Raw genomic sequence first — 17258 nt, 5'->3', positions numbered from 1 at the left:
GCCTTCTGATGCAACGCCTGAACATTGCCCTGGCCATCGGCGCCGCGGCCTTCCTGTCTGCCTGCTTCACGAGCGAAACGCCGTTCATCCCGGAAGGCGAAGCGGTTCGCCTCGACGAGGCGTCGGCGATCCTGGTCTGCAGTGACGAGGACGACTGCGCCCGCACCGTCCCGAACCGGGGGAACAAGGGTTACCTGATGATGCCCCCGCCGGAAGAAGATGAGGATGAGGAGCCGATGGGCATCCGGTTCGTCCCATTGATGGATACGGCAGTCGGCCCGGTCTGGCTGACCGAGATCAGGATGGTCGAGGATGACGAGACGGCCTACATCGTCGGTGTCACACGGCGGGCGCCGGAATTCGACGCCGATGGCCTCAAAGCGTTCGATGTCGAACTGCCTTGGTGCGGTGACGTCAGCCAGGAAGAGCGCGAGGCGTACGGTATCGAGAAACTCGATTCCTATACGTGTAGCCTGCCGACGGAGACTTCGATTTCGGATTACCTGCGTACCGCGCAAAAAGCCTATTTCGACGATCCGGTCTGGTGGGACGGCGACTAGGCCCAGCTGCCCCGTTCATGCGGAATACCATGAGCGATACAGATGTCGTGCAGGCGATCCGTCGCCTGCGGGTCGTTTGCGAAGAACTCGATCGACAGGGCCATCAGCAGCTGGCCCCAGGCTTCCTTCGGCACAATGGTCCAGAACTCATAGTCTGAATCGCCCCACATTTCCTCGACCAGCTTGCCCATGTCCTGTGTGTCGAAGGTGAATTTGTCACCCTCCAGCGTCGCGCGGACAGAACGGAAATTCTCGCCCTCCTGCCGGTAGAGTTCCACGGAATTCCGGTCGTCGCTCATGAGAAGCTCCTCGTCAGGTGTAGCGTTTCGCCAGGTCTTCCGGCTTGGCGCCGAGCAGGAAGCGGATGAGCAGGAACGCATTGCGCCAAGACCGCTTGCCCCAGCCGTCCCGCTCATATTTCGCGGCGGAGGTGCGCGCTTCGGCGTTCAGCTCGGTCAGGTGTGGCTTGCCGATGGCTCGGACGATCATCACGTCCTCCATCAGCGGTACGTCCAGATAGCCGCCGACTTCGTCATACAATGTCCGGCTGATGAGCAGGCCCTGATCGCCGTAAGGCAGCCCCAGCATCCGGGCACGCCGATTGGCGCGTTTTTCCAAAGTCCGGGCCGCGCGCGCATCGGACCGGTATCGCAATTCGAAGAAAGCGGCATGGTCCGGTTTGGTCATGATATGATCCAATGTGCGCTCGGCCCAGTCACGCGAAAGCGCGGTATCGGCATGCAGAAACAGCAGCCAGTCACCCCGCGCGGCAGCTGCTCCAGCGGCCAGCTGTGCCCCGCGGCCTCGCGCCCCGGTGACCAGATTGGCTCCCATCGCCCCGGCAATTCTCGCCGTCGCATCCTCCGACCCGCCATCGGCCACGATGACCTCCCGGATCAGCCCGGCCTCCAGCCCGGGCATCAGGCTCTCCAGACAAAGCGGCAGCTCCGCCTCGGCGTTCAGCGTTGGAATGATGATGGAAAGCGGAGCAGGCATCAGCCGCCCAGTTCCCCCAGGCGTTTTTCGACCAGCAGCAAATCCCGCCATGCGCGGGACTTTTCCTGCGGGCGGCGCAACAGGTAGGCCGGGTGCAGAAGCGGGATCAGCGGAACGGAAAAGCCGCCCGCTGTGGTGAACATATGCTCGGAGCCGCGCAGGCGCATGATGCCATCCTGCGTGTCCAGCAGCGCCTTGGCCGGAACACCGCCAGCCGCCACGATCAGCTTCGGCTTCGTCAGTTCTATCATCCGGTCCACAAAGGGCCGGCAGACATCCAGCTCTTCCTGGTCCGGGTTCCGGTTGCCGGGCGGGCGCCAGTAATTGACGTTGGTGATGAAGGCATTGGTCTCGCGGCTACGCTCTATGGCCGCCAGCATGCGGTCCAGCAGCTGCCCGGCCTTGCCCACGAAAGGCAGGCCACGCCGGTCCTCCTCCGCGCCCGGGCCTTCGCCGATGACCATCAGGCTCGCGCCGGGGGCGCCGTCGTAAACCACGGTGGAGTGCGCCGCAGCCTTCAGCGGGCTGCCTTCAAACGATTCGATGGCTGCCTTCAGGGCGTCCAGAGTGTCGCACCCTGCGGCCTGCGAGCGGGCCTCATCGACCCAGTTTGTCGGTTTGCGGCGGCGCGGGCGGACAGGCGCGGATTGCTGCGGTGCAGCAGAAACTACAGTGTCTGCGGCCTTCAGGAGCGCATCGACCCTCGCATGGTCCACCTCCACGCCCATCTCTTCCCACCAGTCGGTGAGGGCATCGATGGCAGTGATTGACGTAGGGGCGGGCATTCAGAAGCTCTGGACCTTCGCGGCAGACATTGTAAGTGCTTAAGTAATTGCAGATATGGGCGGCAACTCTAAGGCCGAAGCGAGGAGAAACCAATGGCGGATGACGCTATGGAACGGGAATCGATGGAGTTCGACCTGGTGATCGTGGGCGGCGGCCCGTCCGGTCTGTCAGCAGCCATCAGGTTCAAACAACTGGCCAATGAGGCAGGCGAAGACCTGTCCGTGGTCGTTCTGGAAAAAGGCGGCGAGATCGGTGCGCACATCCTGTCGGGTGTCGTGATGGATCCGGTCGGCCTCGACAAGCTGATCCCCGATTGGCGCACCCGCGACGACCGTCCGCTGAAAACGGAAGTGACGGCTGACAAATTCCTGTTCCTGGGTCCGGAAGGCGTGGCGGACATGTCCCTGCTGCCGATGCCGGGCTTCATGAAGAACCATGGCAACTTCACCGGTTCGCTGGCGAACGTGACCCGCTGGCTCGGCCAGGAAGCCGAGAATCTCGGCGTCGAAGTGTTCCCGGGCTTTGCCGCCTCTGAAGTTGTTTACGGCGAAGATGGCCGCGTGAAGGGCGTCGTCTCCGGCGTCATGGGCATCGCAGCCGATGGCAGCCACAAGGGCGACTACCAGCCGGGCATGGAACTGCTGGGCAAATATGTCCTGTTCGCCGAAGGTGCCCGCGGCTCGTTGACGAAAGAGCTGATCGCGAAGTTCAATCTCGATGAAGGCCGTGATCCGCAGAAATTCGGCATTGGCCTGAAAGAGCTCTGGTCCGTTCCGGAAGAAAAGTTCCAGGAAGGTTATGTCCAGCACACGATGGGCTGGCCGCTCGACAACTCCACCGGCGGCGGCAGCTTCCTCTATCACTTCCGCGACAATGGCGAGCCGTTCATCTCGGTCGGTTTCGTGGTTCACCTGAACTACGCTAATCCGTACATTTCGCCGTACCAGGAATTCCAGCGCTTCAAGCACCACCCGGCTGTGCTGCCGCATCTCGAAGGTGGCAAGCGCGTAGCCTATGGCGCGCGCGCGATCACTGAGGGTGGCTTCCAGTCCGTTCCGAAGCTGGCCTTCCCGGGCGGCGCGCTGATCGGTTGCGGCGCCGGCTTCGTCAACGTGCCGCGCATCAAGGGCAGCCACAACGCCATCCTGACCGGCATGATGGGCGCTGAAGCCGCCTTCGCTGCCATCAAGGACGGTCGTCAGGGCGACGTGCTGGAAAGCTATGAAGAGGCCTACACCCAGTCTTCGGTCTACAAGGAGCTGAAGGTTGTCCGGAACGTGAAGCCGCTCTGGTCGAAACTCGGCACCGCCATCGGCATCCCGATGGGCGGCATCGAAATGTGGATCTCCAGCCTGCTGGGCGGCTTCTCCTTCTTCGGTACGCTGAAGCACGGCAAGTCCGATGCAAAATCGCTGAAGCCGGCCAAGAACTTCAAGCCGATCGAGTATCCGAAGCCGGATGGCGTGATCAGCTTCGACAAGCTGACCAACGTCTCCTTCACCAACACCTATCATGAGGAAGACCAGCCGGTGCACTTGAAGGTCGCCGACATGGCCCTGCAGAAATCGTCTGAGCACGATGTCTTTGCAGGCCCGTCCGCCCGTTACTGCCCGGCCGGCGTGTATGAGTGGATCGAGGAAGGTGGCGAGCTGAAGTTCCAGATCAACTCGCAGAACTGCATCCACTGCAAGACCTGCGATATCAAGGATCCGAACCAGAACATAAACTGGACGGTTCCGGAGGGCGGCGGCGGCCCCGCATACCCGAACATGTGATTGGACCGTTACCTACGATCGTGTTGCAGCCCGTTCCTGACCAGGAGCGGGCTGTTCCGCTTTTGCACTCCGGATTGAGGATGGCAGGGGGCGATGATGGATGTGACCAGACGATTGCTGGCGGAGTTTCTGGGGTCGGCCTTGCTGGCAGGCGTGGTCATCGGTTCCGGTATTCTCGCCCTTGGGGTCAGCGCCGGGAATGATGGCGTCGCCCTGCTTGGCAACACGGCAGCGACGGCAGCGATCCTGTGGGTGCTTGTTGCCACGCTCGGCCCGGTTTCCGGCGCGCATTTCAATCCGGCCGTGACGCTGGCCTTTGCTGCCCGCCGGGAGATTTCTGCGTCGATGGCGCTGGTTTATGTTGTGGTTCAGGTGGGTGGCTGCGTCGCGGGCGGCCTGCTGGCACATGTCATGTTCGAGCTGCCGCTGATCCAGGTCGCGATGACCGACCGGTCCGGACCGGCCAAAATGTTGTCGGAAGGCGTGGCGACTTTCGCGCTTGTCTTCGCCATTTTCGGTGCGATCCGATACGCGCCAAAAGCGGTTCCGGCGGCGGTCGCGCTGGTGATCGCGGCCGGGTACTGGTGGACAGCGTCCACGAGTTTCGCCAATCCGGCGATCACGATCGCGCGATCCCTGTCAGACACGTTTGCCGGCGTCCGCCCAACTGACGTGCCGGGCTTCCTGATTGCGCAACTTGCCGGGGCGCTGCTGGCCACAAGTGCCTGCGCTGTCCTGTTCGTGCCGGGCACCGATGTCGCAAACCTGGCAGATTAAGCCCCTGTTTATGAACAAGGCAGCAAACCTGCCTTGTTCAACATGTGGCTGCCTTGCTCTTGCCGTACGGGGCTGCTTCACTTGATGTATCAGCTAGGCTGGAGACCGGAGAGCCCATGCGCCTCAAGAATTCTGTCGCGGCAAGTGCGCTTGTCCTGTCGCTTTCCCTGTCCGTATCGCTGGGGGCGTGCGCTGCCGCTCCAGCACCGGCATTGGTCGAGACCATGCCGGAAGATACCGCCATCGCCGAGACCTATGCCGTCCTGTCCGACGCTGCGCGCGCGACCTCGGTTCTGGACGAACGTGGCAAGCCGGTCGGGCCGGATGCCTATGCCGTTCCGTCCGATGCGGTGAAGGCCGGCGACATGGCCGCCTTCATCACGCTGACCCGCGAACTGGACATGGAAGACCGCGATGCCAGCCCGCTATTCGATGCCTTCATCGCGCTGGATGAGGCAGCGGCCGGCCGGATCGAAGAAGCCCGCCAGACACTGGCAGACGCGAGCGAACGGTCCGGTGAGACCGGCGAAACCAGTTTCTACATCTATCTCGATGCCTGGCTGCTCGCCATGGAAGGCAAGGCGGACGAGGCGATCAACCGTCACCGCGGCGCCGCCAGCGGCATGCCGGGCCTGACCGGAGACCTGTCGCTGGCCGCGATGCTGGATGCCCTTGGCCGGCCGGAACAGGCGCTTGCCGTCTATGAGTCGATGACGCCGTCGAAGATCGAGGCGCCCGAGCATGAGTTTGACCCCAAGGGGCTCCTCTATAGCCACATCCGCACGGTGGTTTCCCGCCATGCCCTGCTGCTGCAGCGGCTGGGCCGGATCGAAGAAGCAAAGGCCGTGTACCAGAAGCTGGCCGACGCCGAACCGGAGGAGGCGATCAGCTACGCCGCCGCGATGGACAGTCTGGAGACCGGCAAGAATCTGCGGAACCAGCCTCAGTCCGTGGCCGAGGCCTTCAGCCAGTCGCTGTCCGATGTCTCCCGCTCGCTTCAGGAACAACGTATCATTCGCCGCATCATGATGGGCGGCCGGGTTGACGGCTTCGATGACCAGCGGTCTGCCTTCGATCAGGTGGCGCTGTTGATTTCTCCGAAAAATGAAGACCTGCGCTCCGGCATCATCGACGAGATGTATGCCAGCGCCCTCTATGATGGCGTGGCTCATGTGGCCAACACAGCGCCAGAGGCGACCGCATCCCTTCAGATTGCGGCGGCGCAGGCGAAGCTCATGTCAGGGCAGGAGGATGCCGCCCGCGCAGCAATCGACCGGGCGCTCAGCCTCACGGATGACGATGACAAGCTCCCGACGCTCTATGGCGCGCTCCAGCTGCACTCGCGCATGAATGACGAGAAAGCGTCGCGGAAACTGATCGAGCAAGTGATCGCCATGTCGGACAATCCGGCGGAGAAGGCGGCAGCGCACGGTCTGGCGACGGACATCTTCAATCAGTTCGGCGACTCCCAGCAGGCTGTCGAACATGCCGAACAGGCCCGTGACCTCGACGATACGCACGATCGCCGCGTTGTGCTGGCCGATGCGCTTGGCCGGAACGGCCAGATCAAGGAGGCACTCGCTATCCTCCGGACCGAGCGCCTGTCCCGCCCGAACGATCCGTACATGCTGAACACGCTCGGCTATTTCCTGATCGAGCGGACGGACAAGCTGGAAGAAGGCTTCAAGGTGCTCAGCCGCGCCCGCGCCATGGCAGAGCGCGACCCCTATATCGCGGACTCGCTCGGTTGGGCCTACTTCAAGCTCGGCCATCTCAGCGAGGCCAAGCGCCTGATCGAACTCGCCCGCAAGGAGCTCGAGCCGCACCAGCATTGGGAGATCGAATCCCATCTCGGCGACATCTACTGGTACCTGGATAACAAGGAAGCGGCGGCAGAGGCCTGGCAGACGGCGCTGGACAATCGCCCGCCTGCCGCTGAGAAGGCCGCCTTGATAGACCGGCTGGAGAATGGGCTCAGTGAGCCGGAGCCGGAACGCAAGGCGCTTCCGGATGTGTCGCTGACAGACGGCGAAGTCGACCGGCAGGACATCTGACACCCGCCTCTTTAACGCGCCTGCGGCGCGCCTTACTATCGCCTGAAAAGGCTGCGATTCCGTCTGCAGACGGCAGGGAAAGTATTCATGACTGACGGCAGATACGAAAGCGTCGAAAATCGCTTCGGAATCAATGGGTTTTACCTGCCTGGACCACGCTGGATGTGGATCTGGATGCGGCGGCTGTTCGTGCTCGGCTTCGTTCTGGCCATTATCGGCATCATCGCGCTCTGGCTGTACTTCGCTGCGCTTGGCCGCACTGTGCCATCGATTGCCAAATTGAAACAATACGAGCCGCCGATCACCTCCCGGGTCCACGCTGGGGATGGGACACTGATTGCGGAATTTGCCGATCAGCACCGCGTTTTCGTGCCCTACGAGTCGATCCCCACCCACGTTGTCGAAGCGTTCGTGGCGGCCGAAGACAAGAACTATTTCCATCACAATGGCCTGGATTATGTCGGCATCCTTCGGGCCGGCATCAATTCGGTGAAGAACAAGATCACCGGCAAGGGCGGCCTGCAGGGCGGGTCGACGATCACCCAGCAGGTGGCCAAGAACATGCTGCTGACCCGGGACCAGAACCTGAAGCGCAAGGCAAAGGAAGCTATTGTCGCCCAGCGCATGGAAAAGGAATTCACCAAGGGACAGATCCTCGAACTGTACCTCAACGAAATCTATCTCGGCGGGCGGTCCTATGGTGTCGGTTCGGCGGCGCTGAACTATTTCAACAAATCCCTGCCAGAGCTGGACCTGTCCGAAGCGGCCGTGCTGGCATCGCTGGCCAAGGCGCCATCGGCAGTCAATCCGTATACAAACCCGAAACGCCTTCTGGCCCGCCGGAACTATGTGCTCGGACGTATGGTCGAAGATGGGTACATCACCCAGGAAGAAGCCGATGAGGCGAAGGCGAAGCCGCTCACCACAACGCGCCGCCTGAAGGGGCCGGAATATGTGGCCGCGACGTATTTCGTCCAGGAACTCCGCCGCGACCTGATCAAGTCCTATGGTGAGGAAACGCTGGAGCAGGGCGGCCTTTCGATCCGGTCCACGATCGATACGCATCTGCAGCTCGCCGCGCAGCAGGCGCTGCGCAATGGCCTGATCGCCTATGACCGCCGCCATGGCTGGCGCGGTCCGGTGACCACAATCGATCCCGGCGACGGCGCGCAGGAGGCGCTGAAGGAAGTGAAATTGCCGGGCGGCTATGGCACCTGGGAAGCGGCCATGGTGCAGAAGGTCTCCCGGTCTGGTGCAACACTTCTCCTCACCGATGGCGCGACCATCAAGCTGCCGACCGAAGAGGTTGAATGGGCCAACACGTACAAGCCACAGGGCGGCAAGGCCGGGCTTCAGGTCGGGCAGGTCGTGCTCGCAGAGCTGAAGCGGCAGGTCCTGAATGCCGACGAAACATTGGCGCCGCGATCCGAGGAAGCGGAGTACGATCCGGAAGGCAATGAGATCGACGAGGGCGAGATTGAGCCGATGCTGGTGCCGGTTGGCAATGCCACGCTGCGCCAGGTGCCGGAAGTCGATGGTGCACTGATCGCACTCGACCCGCACACCGGCCGGATCCTGGCCATGCAGGGCGGTTATTCCTTCTTCAAATCCAGCTACAATCGCGTCACCCAGTCCAAGCGCCAGCCGGGTTCGAGCTTCAAGGCGTTCGTCTACGCCGCCGCGCTCGAAAAAGGCTACACGCCGGCAACGCGGATGCTGGATGCGCCCTTTGTTTCCTTTGATGTGTCGACCGGCGATTACTGGCGCCCGTCCAACTATACTGAAGGCCGGTCCTACGGGATGGTCACGCTGCGTATCGCGCTTGAGAAATCGCTGAACCAGGTGACCGCGCGTGTGGCGCAGGATATCGGCATGGAAGCCGTCAGCGATCTGGCCGTCCGGATGGGCGTTTATGACGAGCTGCCGCCATATGCGGCCATGTCTCTCGGCGCGGGCGATGCTTATCTCATCGACATGGCGCGCGGTTATGCCGGGTTCGTCAATGGCGGCAAGAAGATCACGCCGACCCTGCTGGACCGGGTTCAGGACCGTCACGGCCGTACGCTGTTCCGTCATGACGAACGGGCTTGTGAAGGCTGCCAGTCTGAAGAGTGGGACGGCCAGGAGCCGCCGCAACTGGCCGAGGTCGGCGAGCAGGTGCTCGACCCGATTGTCGCTTACCAGATCACGCACATGCTGGAAGGTGTCGTCGAGCGCGGCACCGGCCGCCGGGCCCTTCGTGTCGGTAAGCCGCTGGCCGGCAAGACCGGGACCACCGATGATTATCGCGATGCCATCTTCATGGGCTTCTCGCCTGACCTTGTTGTCGGTGTGCGGGTTGGCTTCGATGACAACCGCACGCTTGGGGAAGGCGAGGCCGGCGGGTCTGTCGCTGCGCCGATCTTCACCGAGTTCATGGAGAAGGCGCTGGCTGACCAGGCCGCTATTCCGTTCCGCATTCCGCCCGGCGTGCGCCTGGTGAAGATCGATGCCCGCACCGGTGAGCTGCCAGGGCCGGACACAAGTGTCATCATTGATGAAGCCTTCCGTCCGGGTACGGAGCCGGGGCTTTCGGCCTTCAATGGCAGTGATGATTGCCTGTCGATTTCCGGTAGCTGCGGCACAGGCAGCAGCTCGGGCAGCGTGTCCGGTTTCGACCCTGAACGCGATGCCGGTGTCGTGCCGGAAGATGATCCGATGCAACCTCAGGAGCAGGTTGTCAGCGGGGATCTCGACGGCACTTACTGACCTTGACGCATTTTGACCCTGCGGGGCGGCTGCGCTATAGGCCCGCCTCGCAGATTTTATTCTTTCGAAAGGCCGAACACATGTCCGCAGAAATCAAGTCCCTGATTGACCAGATCCGCTCCTCGGCCGCTCTGCTACGGAGGCGTCTTTGACTGGGATACAGCCACAAAACGCCTCGATGAACTGACTGCCCTCTCCGAAAAGCCGGACTTCTGGGACGATCCGCAGGCCGCGCAGGCCATGATGCGAGAGCGCCAGAAACTGGCCGAAGGGATTGAAACCGTTCAGGCCCTCGAAAAAGAAGCCGAAGACGCCGGTGAGCTGCTGGAGCTCGCCGAAGGCGACGACGACATGGTTGCCGACCTTGAAGCTTCCCTGAAACGCGCCGCTGACCGGGCCGAGAAGGCGGAATTGGCCGCGCTTCTTTCCGGCGAGGCCGACGGCAATGATGCCTATATCCAGATCAATGCCGGTGAAGGCGGGACGGAGAGCCAGGACTGGGCCTCGATCCTGCGGCGCATGTATGTGCGCTGGGCCGAGAAGCACGGCATGAAGGTTGAGGAGATGGACGAGCGCGAAGGCGAAGAGGCGGGCATCAAATCCGCCACGCTGCAGATCAAGGGTGACAGCGCCTATGGCTGGCTGAAGTCGGAGCAGGGCGTTCACCGCCTCGTCCGCATTTCGCCGTTCGACAGCTCCGCGCGCCGGCACACCTCGTTTGCCTCGGTCACGGTCACGCCGGTGATTGACGACAATATCGAGATCGAGATCGACCCGTCCGATGTGCGCACCGACACTTATCGGGCCTCTGGCGCGGGCGGCCAGCACGTCAACCGGACCGACTCTGCCGTCCGCCTGACGCACGAGCCGACCGGCATCGTGGTCCAGTGCCAGAACGACCGGTCGCAGCACCGCAACCGTGACCAGGCGTGGCAGATGCTGCGCTCCCGCCTCTATGAGCTCGAACTGCAGAAACGCCGCGAAGTCGCCGATGCGAGCTATGCCGGCAAGACCGATATCGGCTTTGGCCACCAGATCCGCTCCTATGTCCTGCAGCCATATCAGATGGTGAAGGATCTCCGGACTGAGGTGGAAACCTCCGACACGCAAGGCGTGCTGGACGGCGACATCGACCGCTTTCTGTCCGCCTCACTCGCTGCTTCTGTGGCGAAGGATGAGGACGAGGCTTAGAGAGATCAGAAATCGATCCGGTGGATCGATTTCTCCGAGAAGGGATGGCTTGGCGTCCGGGCAGCACGCTTGCCCGGAAACGCCTAAGGCGCTTCGGCAAATTTCCTGGTTGAGGACAGGGTCAGCTCGTGTCGGGGGCCGGCCAGCGCTTCGATCAGCGGCGCGGCGAGTACGGGCCCGCGCGTTGGCACGATGATCGGCCCGTGCAGAAAGCCCGGCGTTTCGCCCGCCTGAGTGGGCACGAGAGAGAGAGAAGGTGTATTTCGACTTCGTCTCGCCTTCGGTATTCTTGAAATAGTCTTAGCCGGGGCGTGGTTTCTCCGGCGCGAGCTTCACCTGCAACGCCATCAGGAAGATCAGGCGGCGGAGCACAATACCGATCCGCTTCAGCTCAGCCAGACACCGCCGCTTCATCGTCTTCGAGATCGTGTCCGGCACATCGCGCAACCCGGCCCTGAAACCGGCCATCGCGATGGCGAGGCCGATCGTTTGCCAGGTAAGAGATAAGAAATCGGTGAGATCCGTCATGCCGGGAAGACTGGCACGGGTGCTGGTACCGGGGTTTGGGCGCTCTGTATACATCATATATGCCTTGAAAAAAGACGAAAATTTCGCTGACATGTCTGCGGATTGGGCTGGGCCTATGCCCGTTGATCACGTTCTTGTTATCGGTTCATCTGCGTTGCCAGGAAGCCCGTAGATTCATTACCGGTCAGGCAGGCCGGCCATCAAAAAAAGGGACCACGTTATGCGACTTGGAGTTATTGCCGCAGCATCAGTTATCGGTGCGCTTCTGGCAGCCCCGGGCCATGCACAGGGATTTTATGTGTCAGGTACGGTGGGTGCCGCCATGCAATCAGACAGTGACAATTCAGGCGCGACGAGCGTCGATTTCGTAACCGGCAATGGCGGCGCGCTGCCGGCTGGTACGCCGATCGCGTCCGGCACGCCGGTTGGCTGGAAAACCGAATTTGATAACGGCATGTCGTACTCGGCCGCCGCCGGGTACCAATATTCACCGGCATTCCGCGCAGAGGTTCAGCTCGCCATGTCAAAGGCCGATGTCGATACGCACAAGAGCGTGACACTCGGCGGCGGTTCCATCGATGCCCTCGACGCTGGCGCCCTCACAGGCTCCGCCGATACGCTGGGCGTGACAGTTGCCGATGTCGTGGCCGATGGGCGCGGTGACATCAAGACAACCGCCCTGTTCCTCAATGGCTATTACGATTTCGCCAATGAATCCGGCCTGACCCCTTATGTCGGCGCAGGCATCGGTTATGCGAAGACGGATGTGACCTTCAACCCGTCGGGCGTGGGCATCGTGGACGATGACGACAACGGATTTGCCTACCAGGTCATGGCAGGCGTAACCTACAGCTTCGATGCGCGCTGGGATGTATTCGGTCAGTACACTTACCGCTCAGTTGAGGACGGGAAATACAAGGTCGACCTGTTCCCGGCGAACCTCGAAGTCGAAAACAAATCGAACCTGATCGAAGTCGGCGTCCGCTACAGATTCTGATCAGCAGTTTACGAAATACCGCAGGCCTCCATCATCGGCAGGCCTGCGGCATCATTTTTGATATCAGAGCCGGTAGCTGATACGTTCCCCGGCGCGGCAGAAGGTATCGAGCTCCTGCAGGCAGAGCAGCTCCATATCACGTACGAGATCGAGCAAATTGGTTTCGTCCGCATGGCTCGCAATCTGTTCGATATCACGGACATATTGCTCAAAGCGCGTCTGTGACTGTTCCTCAATCGACGCATTGTCGAGAATGGATACTGTTGCGCCCGCAATGAACAGGGTGACGGCCAGGAAATCGAGCCAGCCGGATGTGGCGGATCCATCCAGTCCGGTGAACAATTTGGTCGACAGCGCAAAGAAGGCAAACGCTGCGGCGCTGAGATAGATCATGTCCTGAGAGGAGTAGAAGATGCGCCGTCGGTTCGCGAAATGGGTCAGCTCGCTCTGGGCGAACCGTTTCTGATACTGGATGCGCAACTCGCCGTAGGCTTCCTTGGTGATCCGGGCGAGGTCCGCATTTGCAGGCTTTTTCGGTGTTCGGGGCAGGGACACGGCTGCAGCGGGCTGGAAGGCACGAAACACCGAATCCCCGCCGTTCAGCTCGTTTTCGATACTGGCAACCTGCCGCGCGGCATACTGGTTCGACAGGATTTCGAGTTCGTTCGCGTCCTGCGCTATGTGACCAAGATGGTAGGCCTGGAATTTCGAACTTCTGAGCCGCTCGACGGCGTAGCGGTTGAGTAGCCACTTTTCCTTCTGGTGCGTCGTGATCAGGTAGATTTGCAGAACGATGCCGAGCCCGGCCAGCAGGGCAGCCAGGGCACTAGCCAACGGTTGTACCGGGTACGGAGGAATGATGATTGCGTCGGCTACCGTATAAATCGAGCTGAATGCGATCAGGACGATCGCCAGGCGTCCGAAACGATGGTAGCGCCGCTTGGCGCGGACGGCCGCTGCTTCATGCTTGTTGAACGCCTCGTCTATTGCCGGGATCTGGAACAGGGTCTGGACCGGAGCGAACACTTCGATCGTTGCGCTGGTGGGGAAGACATCGCGATTGGCTATCTGCATCATAAAATAAACTGTCCCGGAATATCACATGCACGCCCGGTGAGGCGTCGTCTGGCGAAATGTGGATGTCATTCGGCGGACAAGTCGCTGGTCACCACGCGGAAGCCAAAGACCTTATCGCGCACGTTGCGGTCAATCCGGGCCCGGTTTGCGGCCCGGTGGTCGTCCGGGTCGCGTCCCCATGCACCGCCCCGCAATACCCGACGTGCACAATCGCCGTCCCGTTGGGCCGAGCCATCTGTCGGTGCCGTCGTGTAGTTGTTGATGTAGCAGTCTTCGACCCATTCACGCGCATTTCCGAGCATGCCTTTCAGGCCGAACGGGTTTTCGGCCAGCGTGTCGACCGGGACAGGGGCCCGGGAAGGCGCGATGGCGGCATCGAAATAGTCGCCCCACCAATAGGCCGTCGTGGTTCCGCCGCGGGCGGCGTATTCCCATTCCGCTTCGGTCGGCAGCCGGTAGGCCCGGCCCGTCTTGCTGCTGAGCCAGCGGGCATAGGCATTGGCATCGGTCCAGGACACGCCGATGACGGGTTGCCGGCCCTTGCCATAGCCCCGGTCTGACGGCTCGAAGCCATTGCATCCGCCACCCTCGAGACAGGCATCCCACTCATCGAAGGTGATTTCGGTCTGCCCGATGGCGAAGGCGGGCAGCGCCACTTCGTGGAGCGGGTCTTCATTGCCGGTCCGTCCGGCTTCCGTGTCGGGTGAGCCCATCTGGAAGGTGCCGGCCGGAATGGGAATCATTGCGGGGCACGTGTCACAATCGGCAAAGGCTGCCAGCGGATCTTCGACCGGTTTTTCAACAGCGGGCGGCGGTTCCAGCTTCGGGCCCGACATCACCATAGCGGCCACGCCGCCTCCCAACGCCACGACAGCCAAGCCGATGCCGGCAGGGATAAGCCGGTTTGGCTTTGACGCAGGCGTCGGAGCAGGCTGGGGCGGTGAAACGGGCGGCTGTGCGTCCGGCGCGGGAGCTTGTCCCGCTGAGGGACTTGCAATCTTTGCCAATCCGGCGAGCCGGTTGCGGGCGAGGTCAACAAAATGACCATCGGGATACCGGTTGAGATAGGCCTCGTAGTCGGCGGGGTCATCGCTGTCCGCGATGGAGGTCCAGAACGTGTTCTCGATGGTTGCATCGCGCGGGGCGGCGGCTGTTTCGATTGCGGCCGGCGCGGCCTCTGCCTTTACCTCCTGGCGTTCCAGCGCCAAGCGAATGTCGGCAACGAAGCCCTTCCAGTGACTGTCTTCGCGGTCGCCATCCCAGCCGATGAGGTCAGCGCTCTGGGTCAGTTCGAACATGATCGGGCGTTCGGCATCCTGGATCATTGCGGGAATGACGGTCGAGGTACGTTCGCCCAATGTGGCTTCTGCCCGGACCCATTTTGATTTCACGGAAACTTCCGACCAGAGCACAATGACCACGCGGGCATCACGTAGCATGCCTTCTGTGACTTCGTCATAGGTCTGCCCAGCACGGAGGACCTTGTCCCACCAGACCGTAAAGCCTTCCTGCTCCAGCGCTTTTGCGATCTGTTGTGCCTTCGGCCTGTCCGCCCGGCTGTATGATAGGAAAATGTCTGCCACACTCATCCCCAGGGTGCTCTCTGACCGGCACCTCTCTTGCGGGAATGATTAAGCCGTATTTTTGGTAACCAAGCAATGCACTTGTAAATACGGGATTTTTCAATTGAAGGCGGAACAAGTTTTCTTGCGGCGGTGCTTGACGTGCAACATGACGACGACGGACGATGCAGCGGCAATGACGAGGAGCCTCTCATGCGTGCGATGGTGTTCGAGAAAGCCGGTGCGCCGCTCGTCCTGAAGGACGTGCCGGATCCCGTGCCGGGCGAAGGCGAGATCCGGATCAAGGTGACGGCTTGTGCTGTGTGCCGGACGGATTTGCATGTCGTCGATGGAGACCTGAAGAAGCCGAAACTGCCGCTGATTCCGGGACATGAAATCATCGGTGTCGTCGATGCGCTGGGGTCGGGCGCGGCGGGCTTTGCCGTGGGTGACCGGGTCGGCGTGGCGTGGCTCGGGCACACCTGCGGGCGTTGCGTCTATTGCCAGCGCGGGCAGGAAAATCTGTGCGAGGCGGCGGAGTTTACCGGCTACACCCGCGATGGCGGCTTTGCCGAGTATACATTGGCCGACGCGCATTACTGCTTTCCGATCCCGGCTGCCTATTCGGACGAGGCCGCCGCGCCATTGATGTGTGCGGGGCTGATCGGCTACCGCTCCTACCGCATGGCGGGAGAGGGCAGGCGGCTTGGCCTTTATGGCTTCGGCGCAGCAGCGCACATTATCGCGCAGGTGGCCGTACATCAGGGGCGGGAAGTCTTTGCCTTTACCAAGGCCGGCGACGAGAAAGGGCAGGATTTTGCCCGTTCGCTGGGCGCTGTCTGGGCCGGCAGCAGCGAGGAGACGCCGCCGGAGAGACTGGACGCGGCGATCATCTTCGCGCCGGTCGGGGCGCTGGTGCCCGCCGCGCTGAAAGCCGTGGACAAGGGCGGCGCGGTGATCTGCGCCGGTATCCATATGAGTGACATTCCCGCCTTTCCGTATGCGGACCTATGGGAGGAGCGGCGCATACAATCCGTCGCGAACCTCACAAGGCAGGACGGGGTGGAGTTCCTGAAGATCGCGCCGGACGCCATGGTGAAGACCTCGACCCATGCCTATCCGCTGGAGCAGGCGAACCAAGCCCTGGACGATCTGCGCGCCGGGCGCTTTGAAGGTGCAGCCGTGTTACGGATGAACCTTTAAAGAAAAAGCCCGCCGGAGGGCATTCCGGCGGGCTGATCAAGGGTGCGTTGGGCTTTGTTTCAGAGCACGCTGAGCATGTCGGCGACGAGCGGGTGGCGGACGACGTCCTGGCCTTCGAGTTTCACGACCGCAGCGCCTTCCAGCTTCTCCAGCCGCTCGGCTGCGTTGGCGAGGCCAGAGAATTCCGGCAACAGGTCTGACTGGGCCGGGTCGCCGGTGATCACCATGGTGGAGTGCCAGCCAAGGCGGGTGAGCAGCATTTTCAGCTGCGTGTAGGTGCAGTTCTGCGCTTCGTCGATGACGATGAAGGCGTTGTTGAGCGTGCGTCCCCGCATGAAACCGATCGGCGCGATCTCGATCACACCTTCGGCCAGCATGTGTTTCAGCTGTCCGGGCGAGAGCCGGTCGGACAGGGCGTCGTAGAGCGGGCGCAGGTAAGGCGCGAGCTTGTCTTCCATGGCGCCGGGCAGGAAGCCGATCTGCTCGCCCGCCTCGACCGCAGGACGCGACAGGATGATGCGCGAGACCTTGCCCTTCTGCAGCGCCTCGACCGCCTTGCAGATGGCGAGATAGGTCTTGCCCGTGCCCGCCGGGCCGAGGGCGGCGACGAGGGCGTATTCGTCCATCGCCTCCATCAGACGGGCCTGATTCTCGGAGCGGGGTTTGACGTTCTTCTGATAGCGCTGGGCCCGGTCGCCCTCAGGGGCTGTCGCGGCGCGCTTGTATTTCTGATCAGCATCGTCGGGATGCCAGGACCGACCTCCATCAATAGCCTGCAGCCGCGGACCCCTCACACGGCCGGTTTCTTCAAACCAGGCAGAGGTGTTCACTTCCGAAGCGGTTTTCATGCGCTTGGCTGCGTTGCGTTTTCCCATGGGAGGTCTCCTTGCTGCAGGGACTAAAAAAGCCGCTGGCAGGAATGCACAGCGGCTGGCTGGAAACTTGGGGGGAAGGGGAGGCAACACGCCCGATGGGCGGCAGGACCTCAACCCGGTATCTTCCGG

The 17258-nt window shown here is 62.0% G+C and carries 15 protein-coding genes; 8 read left to right on the top strand and 7 right to left on the bottom strand.

Features of this window, described 5'->3' with window-relative positions; all coding sequences use genetic code 11:
* The first annotated feature begins 8 nt into the window (after positions 1 to 8).
* Complete coding sequence (locus tag HY17_RS16600; protein WP_034768701.1) at positions 9 to 560, top strand: hypothetical protein; 552 nt, start codon at positions 9 to 11, stop codon at positions 558 to 560.
* Here HY17_RS16600 and HY17_RS16595 read toward each other — a convergent pair.
* The 3 genes from HY17_RS16595 to HY17_RS16585 are packed head-to-tail and all read right to left on the bottom strand — an operon-like array spanning position 557 to position 2341.
* Positions 557 to 859 (bottom strand): hypothetical protein, encoded by a 303-nt coding sequence (locus HY17_RS16595; RefSeq protein WP_034768699.1) that lies wholly within the window; start codon positions 857 to 859, stop codon positions 557 to 559. The genes HY17_RS16600 and HY17_RS16595 overlap by 4 nt on opposite strands.
* A gap of 13 nt (positions 860 to 872) precedes the next feature.
* A complete protein-coding gene (locus tag HY17_RS16590) occupies positions 873 to 1556 on the bottom strand; it encodes a TIGR04283 family arsenosugar biosynthesis glycosyltransferase (RefSeq protein WP_034768697.1) in 684 nt (227 codons plus the stop codon).
* Entirely contained in the window at positions 1556 to 2341 is a 786-nt protein-coding gene (locus HY17_RS16585; RefSeq protein ID WP_034768689.1) for a uracil-DNA glycosylase family protein, read from the bottom strand. Before HY17_RS16585 ends, HY17_RS16590 begins: the two co-directional genes overlap by 1 nt.
* A gap of 93 nt (positions 2342 to 2434) precedes the next feature.
* Here HY17_RS16585 and HY17_RS16580 point away from each other — a divergent pair, with 93 nt between their 5' ends.
* The 5 genes from HY17_RS16580 (at position 2435) to prfB (ending at position 10887) form a co-directional block, all read left to right on the top strand.
* Positions 2435 to 4117 (top strand): electron transfer flavoprotein-ubiquinone oxidoreductase, encoded by a 1683-nt coding sequence (locus tag HY17_RS16580; RefSeq protein ID WP_034768687.1) that lies wholly within the window; start codon positions 2435 to 2437, stop codon positions 4115 to 4117.
* 93 nt (positions 4118 to 4210) lie between these two features.
* A complete protein-coding gene (locus HY17_RS16575) occupies positions 4211 to 4894 on the top strand; it encodes an aquaporin (protein ID WP_051600237.1) in 684 nt (227 codons plus the stop codon).
* A gap of 116 nt (positions 4895 to 5010) precedes the next feature.
* On the top strand, positions 5011 to 6948 hold the full coding sequence (locus HY17_RS16570) for a tetratricopeptide repeat protein (protein WP_034768685.1): 1938 nt from the start codon (positions 5011 to 5013) through the stop codon (positions 6946 to 6948).
* Positions 6949 to 7035: 87 nt separating this feature from the next.
* Complete coding sequence (locus HY17_RS16565) at positions 7036 to 9696, top strand: penicillin-binding protein 1A (protein WP_081813204.1); 2661 nt, start codon at positions 7036 to 7038, stop codon at positions 9694 to 9696.
* 80 nt (positions 9697 to 9776) lie between these two features.
* Positions 9777 to 10887, top strand: a protein-coding gene (gene prfB, locus HY17_RS16560) for a peptide chain release factor 2 (protein ID WP_112072912.1) whose coding sequence is annotated in 2 segments (ribosomal slippage) — positions 9777 to 9845 and positions 9847 to 10887 — 1110 coding nt in all. Because the reading frame shifts where the segments join, the coding sequence is not laid out codon by codon here.
* A 300-nt stretch (positions 10888 to 11187) separates the two neighbouring features.
* Here prfB and HY17_RS16555 read toward each other — a convergent pair.
* The gene (locus tag HY17_RS16555) at positions 11188 to 11472 is read right to left on the bottom strand and encodes a hypothetical protein (RefSeq protein ID WP_139068870.1); all 285 of its coding nucleotides are present in this window, start codon (positions 11470 to 11472) and stop codon (positions 11188 to 11190) included.
* A gap of 163 nt (positions 11473 to 11635) precedes the next feature.
* Here HY17_RS16555 and HY17_RS16550 point away from each other — a divergent pair, with 163 nt between their 5' ends.
* A complete protein-coding gene (locus HY17_RS16550) occupies positions 11636 to 12412 on the top strand; it encodes an outer membrane protein (protein WP_034768679.1) in 777 nt (258 codons plus the stop codon).
* Between the two features lie 63 nt (positions 12413 to 12475).
* On the opposite strand, the gene HY17_RS16545 is transcribed toward HY17_RS16550, so the two are convergent.
* Positions 12476 to 13489, bottom strand: coding sequence for a DUF4231 domain-containing protein (locus HY17_RS16545; protein ID WP_034768677.1), 1014 nt, complete (start codon positions 13487 to 13489; stop codon positions 12476 to 12478).
* Positions 13490 to 13554: 65 nt separating this feature from the next.
* On the bottom strand, positions 13555 to 15072 hold the full coding sequence (locus HY17_RS16540) for an SUMF1/EgtB/PvdO family nonheme iron enzyme (RefSeq protein ID WP_175354466.1): 1518 nt from the start codon (positions 15070 to 15072) through the stop codon (positions 13555 to 13557).
* Positions 15073 to 15264: 192 nt separating this feature from the next.
* On the opposite strand from HY17_RS16540, the gene HY17_RS16535 reads away from it, so the two are divergent.
* Positions 15265 to 16254, top strand: coding sequence for a zinc-dependent alcohol dehydrogenase family protein (locus HY17_RS16535; protein ID WP_034768675.1), 990 nt, complete (start codon positions 15265 to 15267; stop codon positions 16252 to 16254).
* A gap of 59 nt (positions 16255 to 16313) precedes the next feature.
* Here HY17_RS16535 and HY17_RS16530 read toward each other — a convergent pair whose 3' ends face one another.
* Complete coding sequence (locus tag HY17_RS16530) at positions 16314 to 17129, bottom strand: PhoH family protein (RefSeq protein ID WP_034768672.1); 816 nt, start codon at positions 17127 to 17129, stop codon at positions 16314 to 16316.
* Positions 17130 to 17258: the final 129 nt, after the last annotated feature.

Source organism: Hyphomonas sp. CY54-11-8, assembly GCF_000682735.1.
Lineage (GTDB): Bacteria > Pseudomonadota > Alphaproteobacteria > Caulobacterales > Hyphomonadaceae > Hyphomonas.
The sequence above is the reverse complement of the archived record's forward strand: the minus strand, read 5'-3'. Positions and strand labels throughout refer to the sequence as shown.

Coding starts and splice junctions, on each gene's coding strand:
- HY17_RS16600 (WP_034768701.1), top strand. CDS start 9: ATGCAACGCCTGAACATTGCCCTGGCCATCGGCGCCGCGGCCTTCCTG.
- HY17_RS16565 (WP_081813204.1), top strand. CDS start 7,036: ATGACTGACGGCAGATACGAAAGCGTCGAAAATCGCTTCGGAATCAAT.
- HY17_RS16545 (WP_034768677.1), bottom strand. CDS start 13,489: ATGATGCAGATAGCCAATCGCGATGTCTTCCCCACCAGCGCAACGATC.
- HY17_RS16585 (WP_034768689.1), bottom strand. CDS start 2,341: ATGCCCGCCCCTACGTCAATCACTGCCATCGATGCCCTCACCGACTGG.
- HY17_RS16530 (WP_034768672.1), bottom strand. CDS start 17,129: ATGGGAAAACGCAACGCAGCCAAGCGCATGAAAACCGCTTCGGAAGTG.
- HY17_RS16535 (WP_034768675.1), top strand. CDS start 15,265: ATGCGTGCGATGGTGTTCGAGAAAGCCGGTGCGCCGCTCGTCCTGAAG.
- HY17_RS16570 (WP_034768685.1), top strand. CDS start 5,011: ATGCGCCTCAAGAATTCTGTCGCGGCAAGTGCGCTTGTCCTGTCGCTT.
- HY17_RS16595 (WP_034768699.1), bottom strand. CDS start 859: ATGAGCGACGACCGGAATTCCGTGGAACTCTACCGGCAGGAGGGCGAG.
- HY17_RS16550 (WP_034768679.1), top strand. CDS start 11,636: ATGCGACTTGGAGTTATTGCCGCAGCATCAGTTATCGGTGCGCTTCTG.
- HY17_RS16555 (WP_139068870.1), bottom strand. CDS start 11,472: ATGATGTATACAGAGCGCCCAAACCCCGGTACCAGCACCCGTGCCAGT.
- HY17_RS16590 (WP_034768697.1), bottom strand. CDS start 1,556: ATGCCTGCTCCGCTTTCCATCATCATTCCAACGCTGAACGCCGAGGCG.
- HY17_RS16580 (WP_034768687.1), top strand. CDS start 2,435: ATGGCGGATGACGCTATGGAACGGGAATCGATGGAGTTCGACCTGGTG.
- HY17_RS16575 (WP_051600237.1), top strand. CDS start 4,211: ATGATGGATGTGACCAGACGATTGCTGGCGGAGTTTCTGGGGTCGGCC.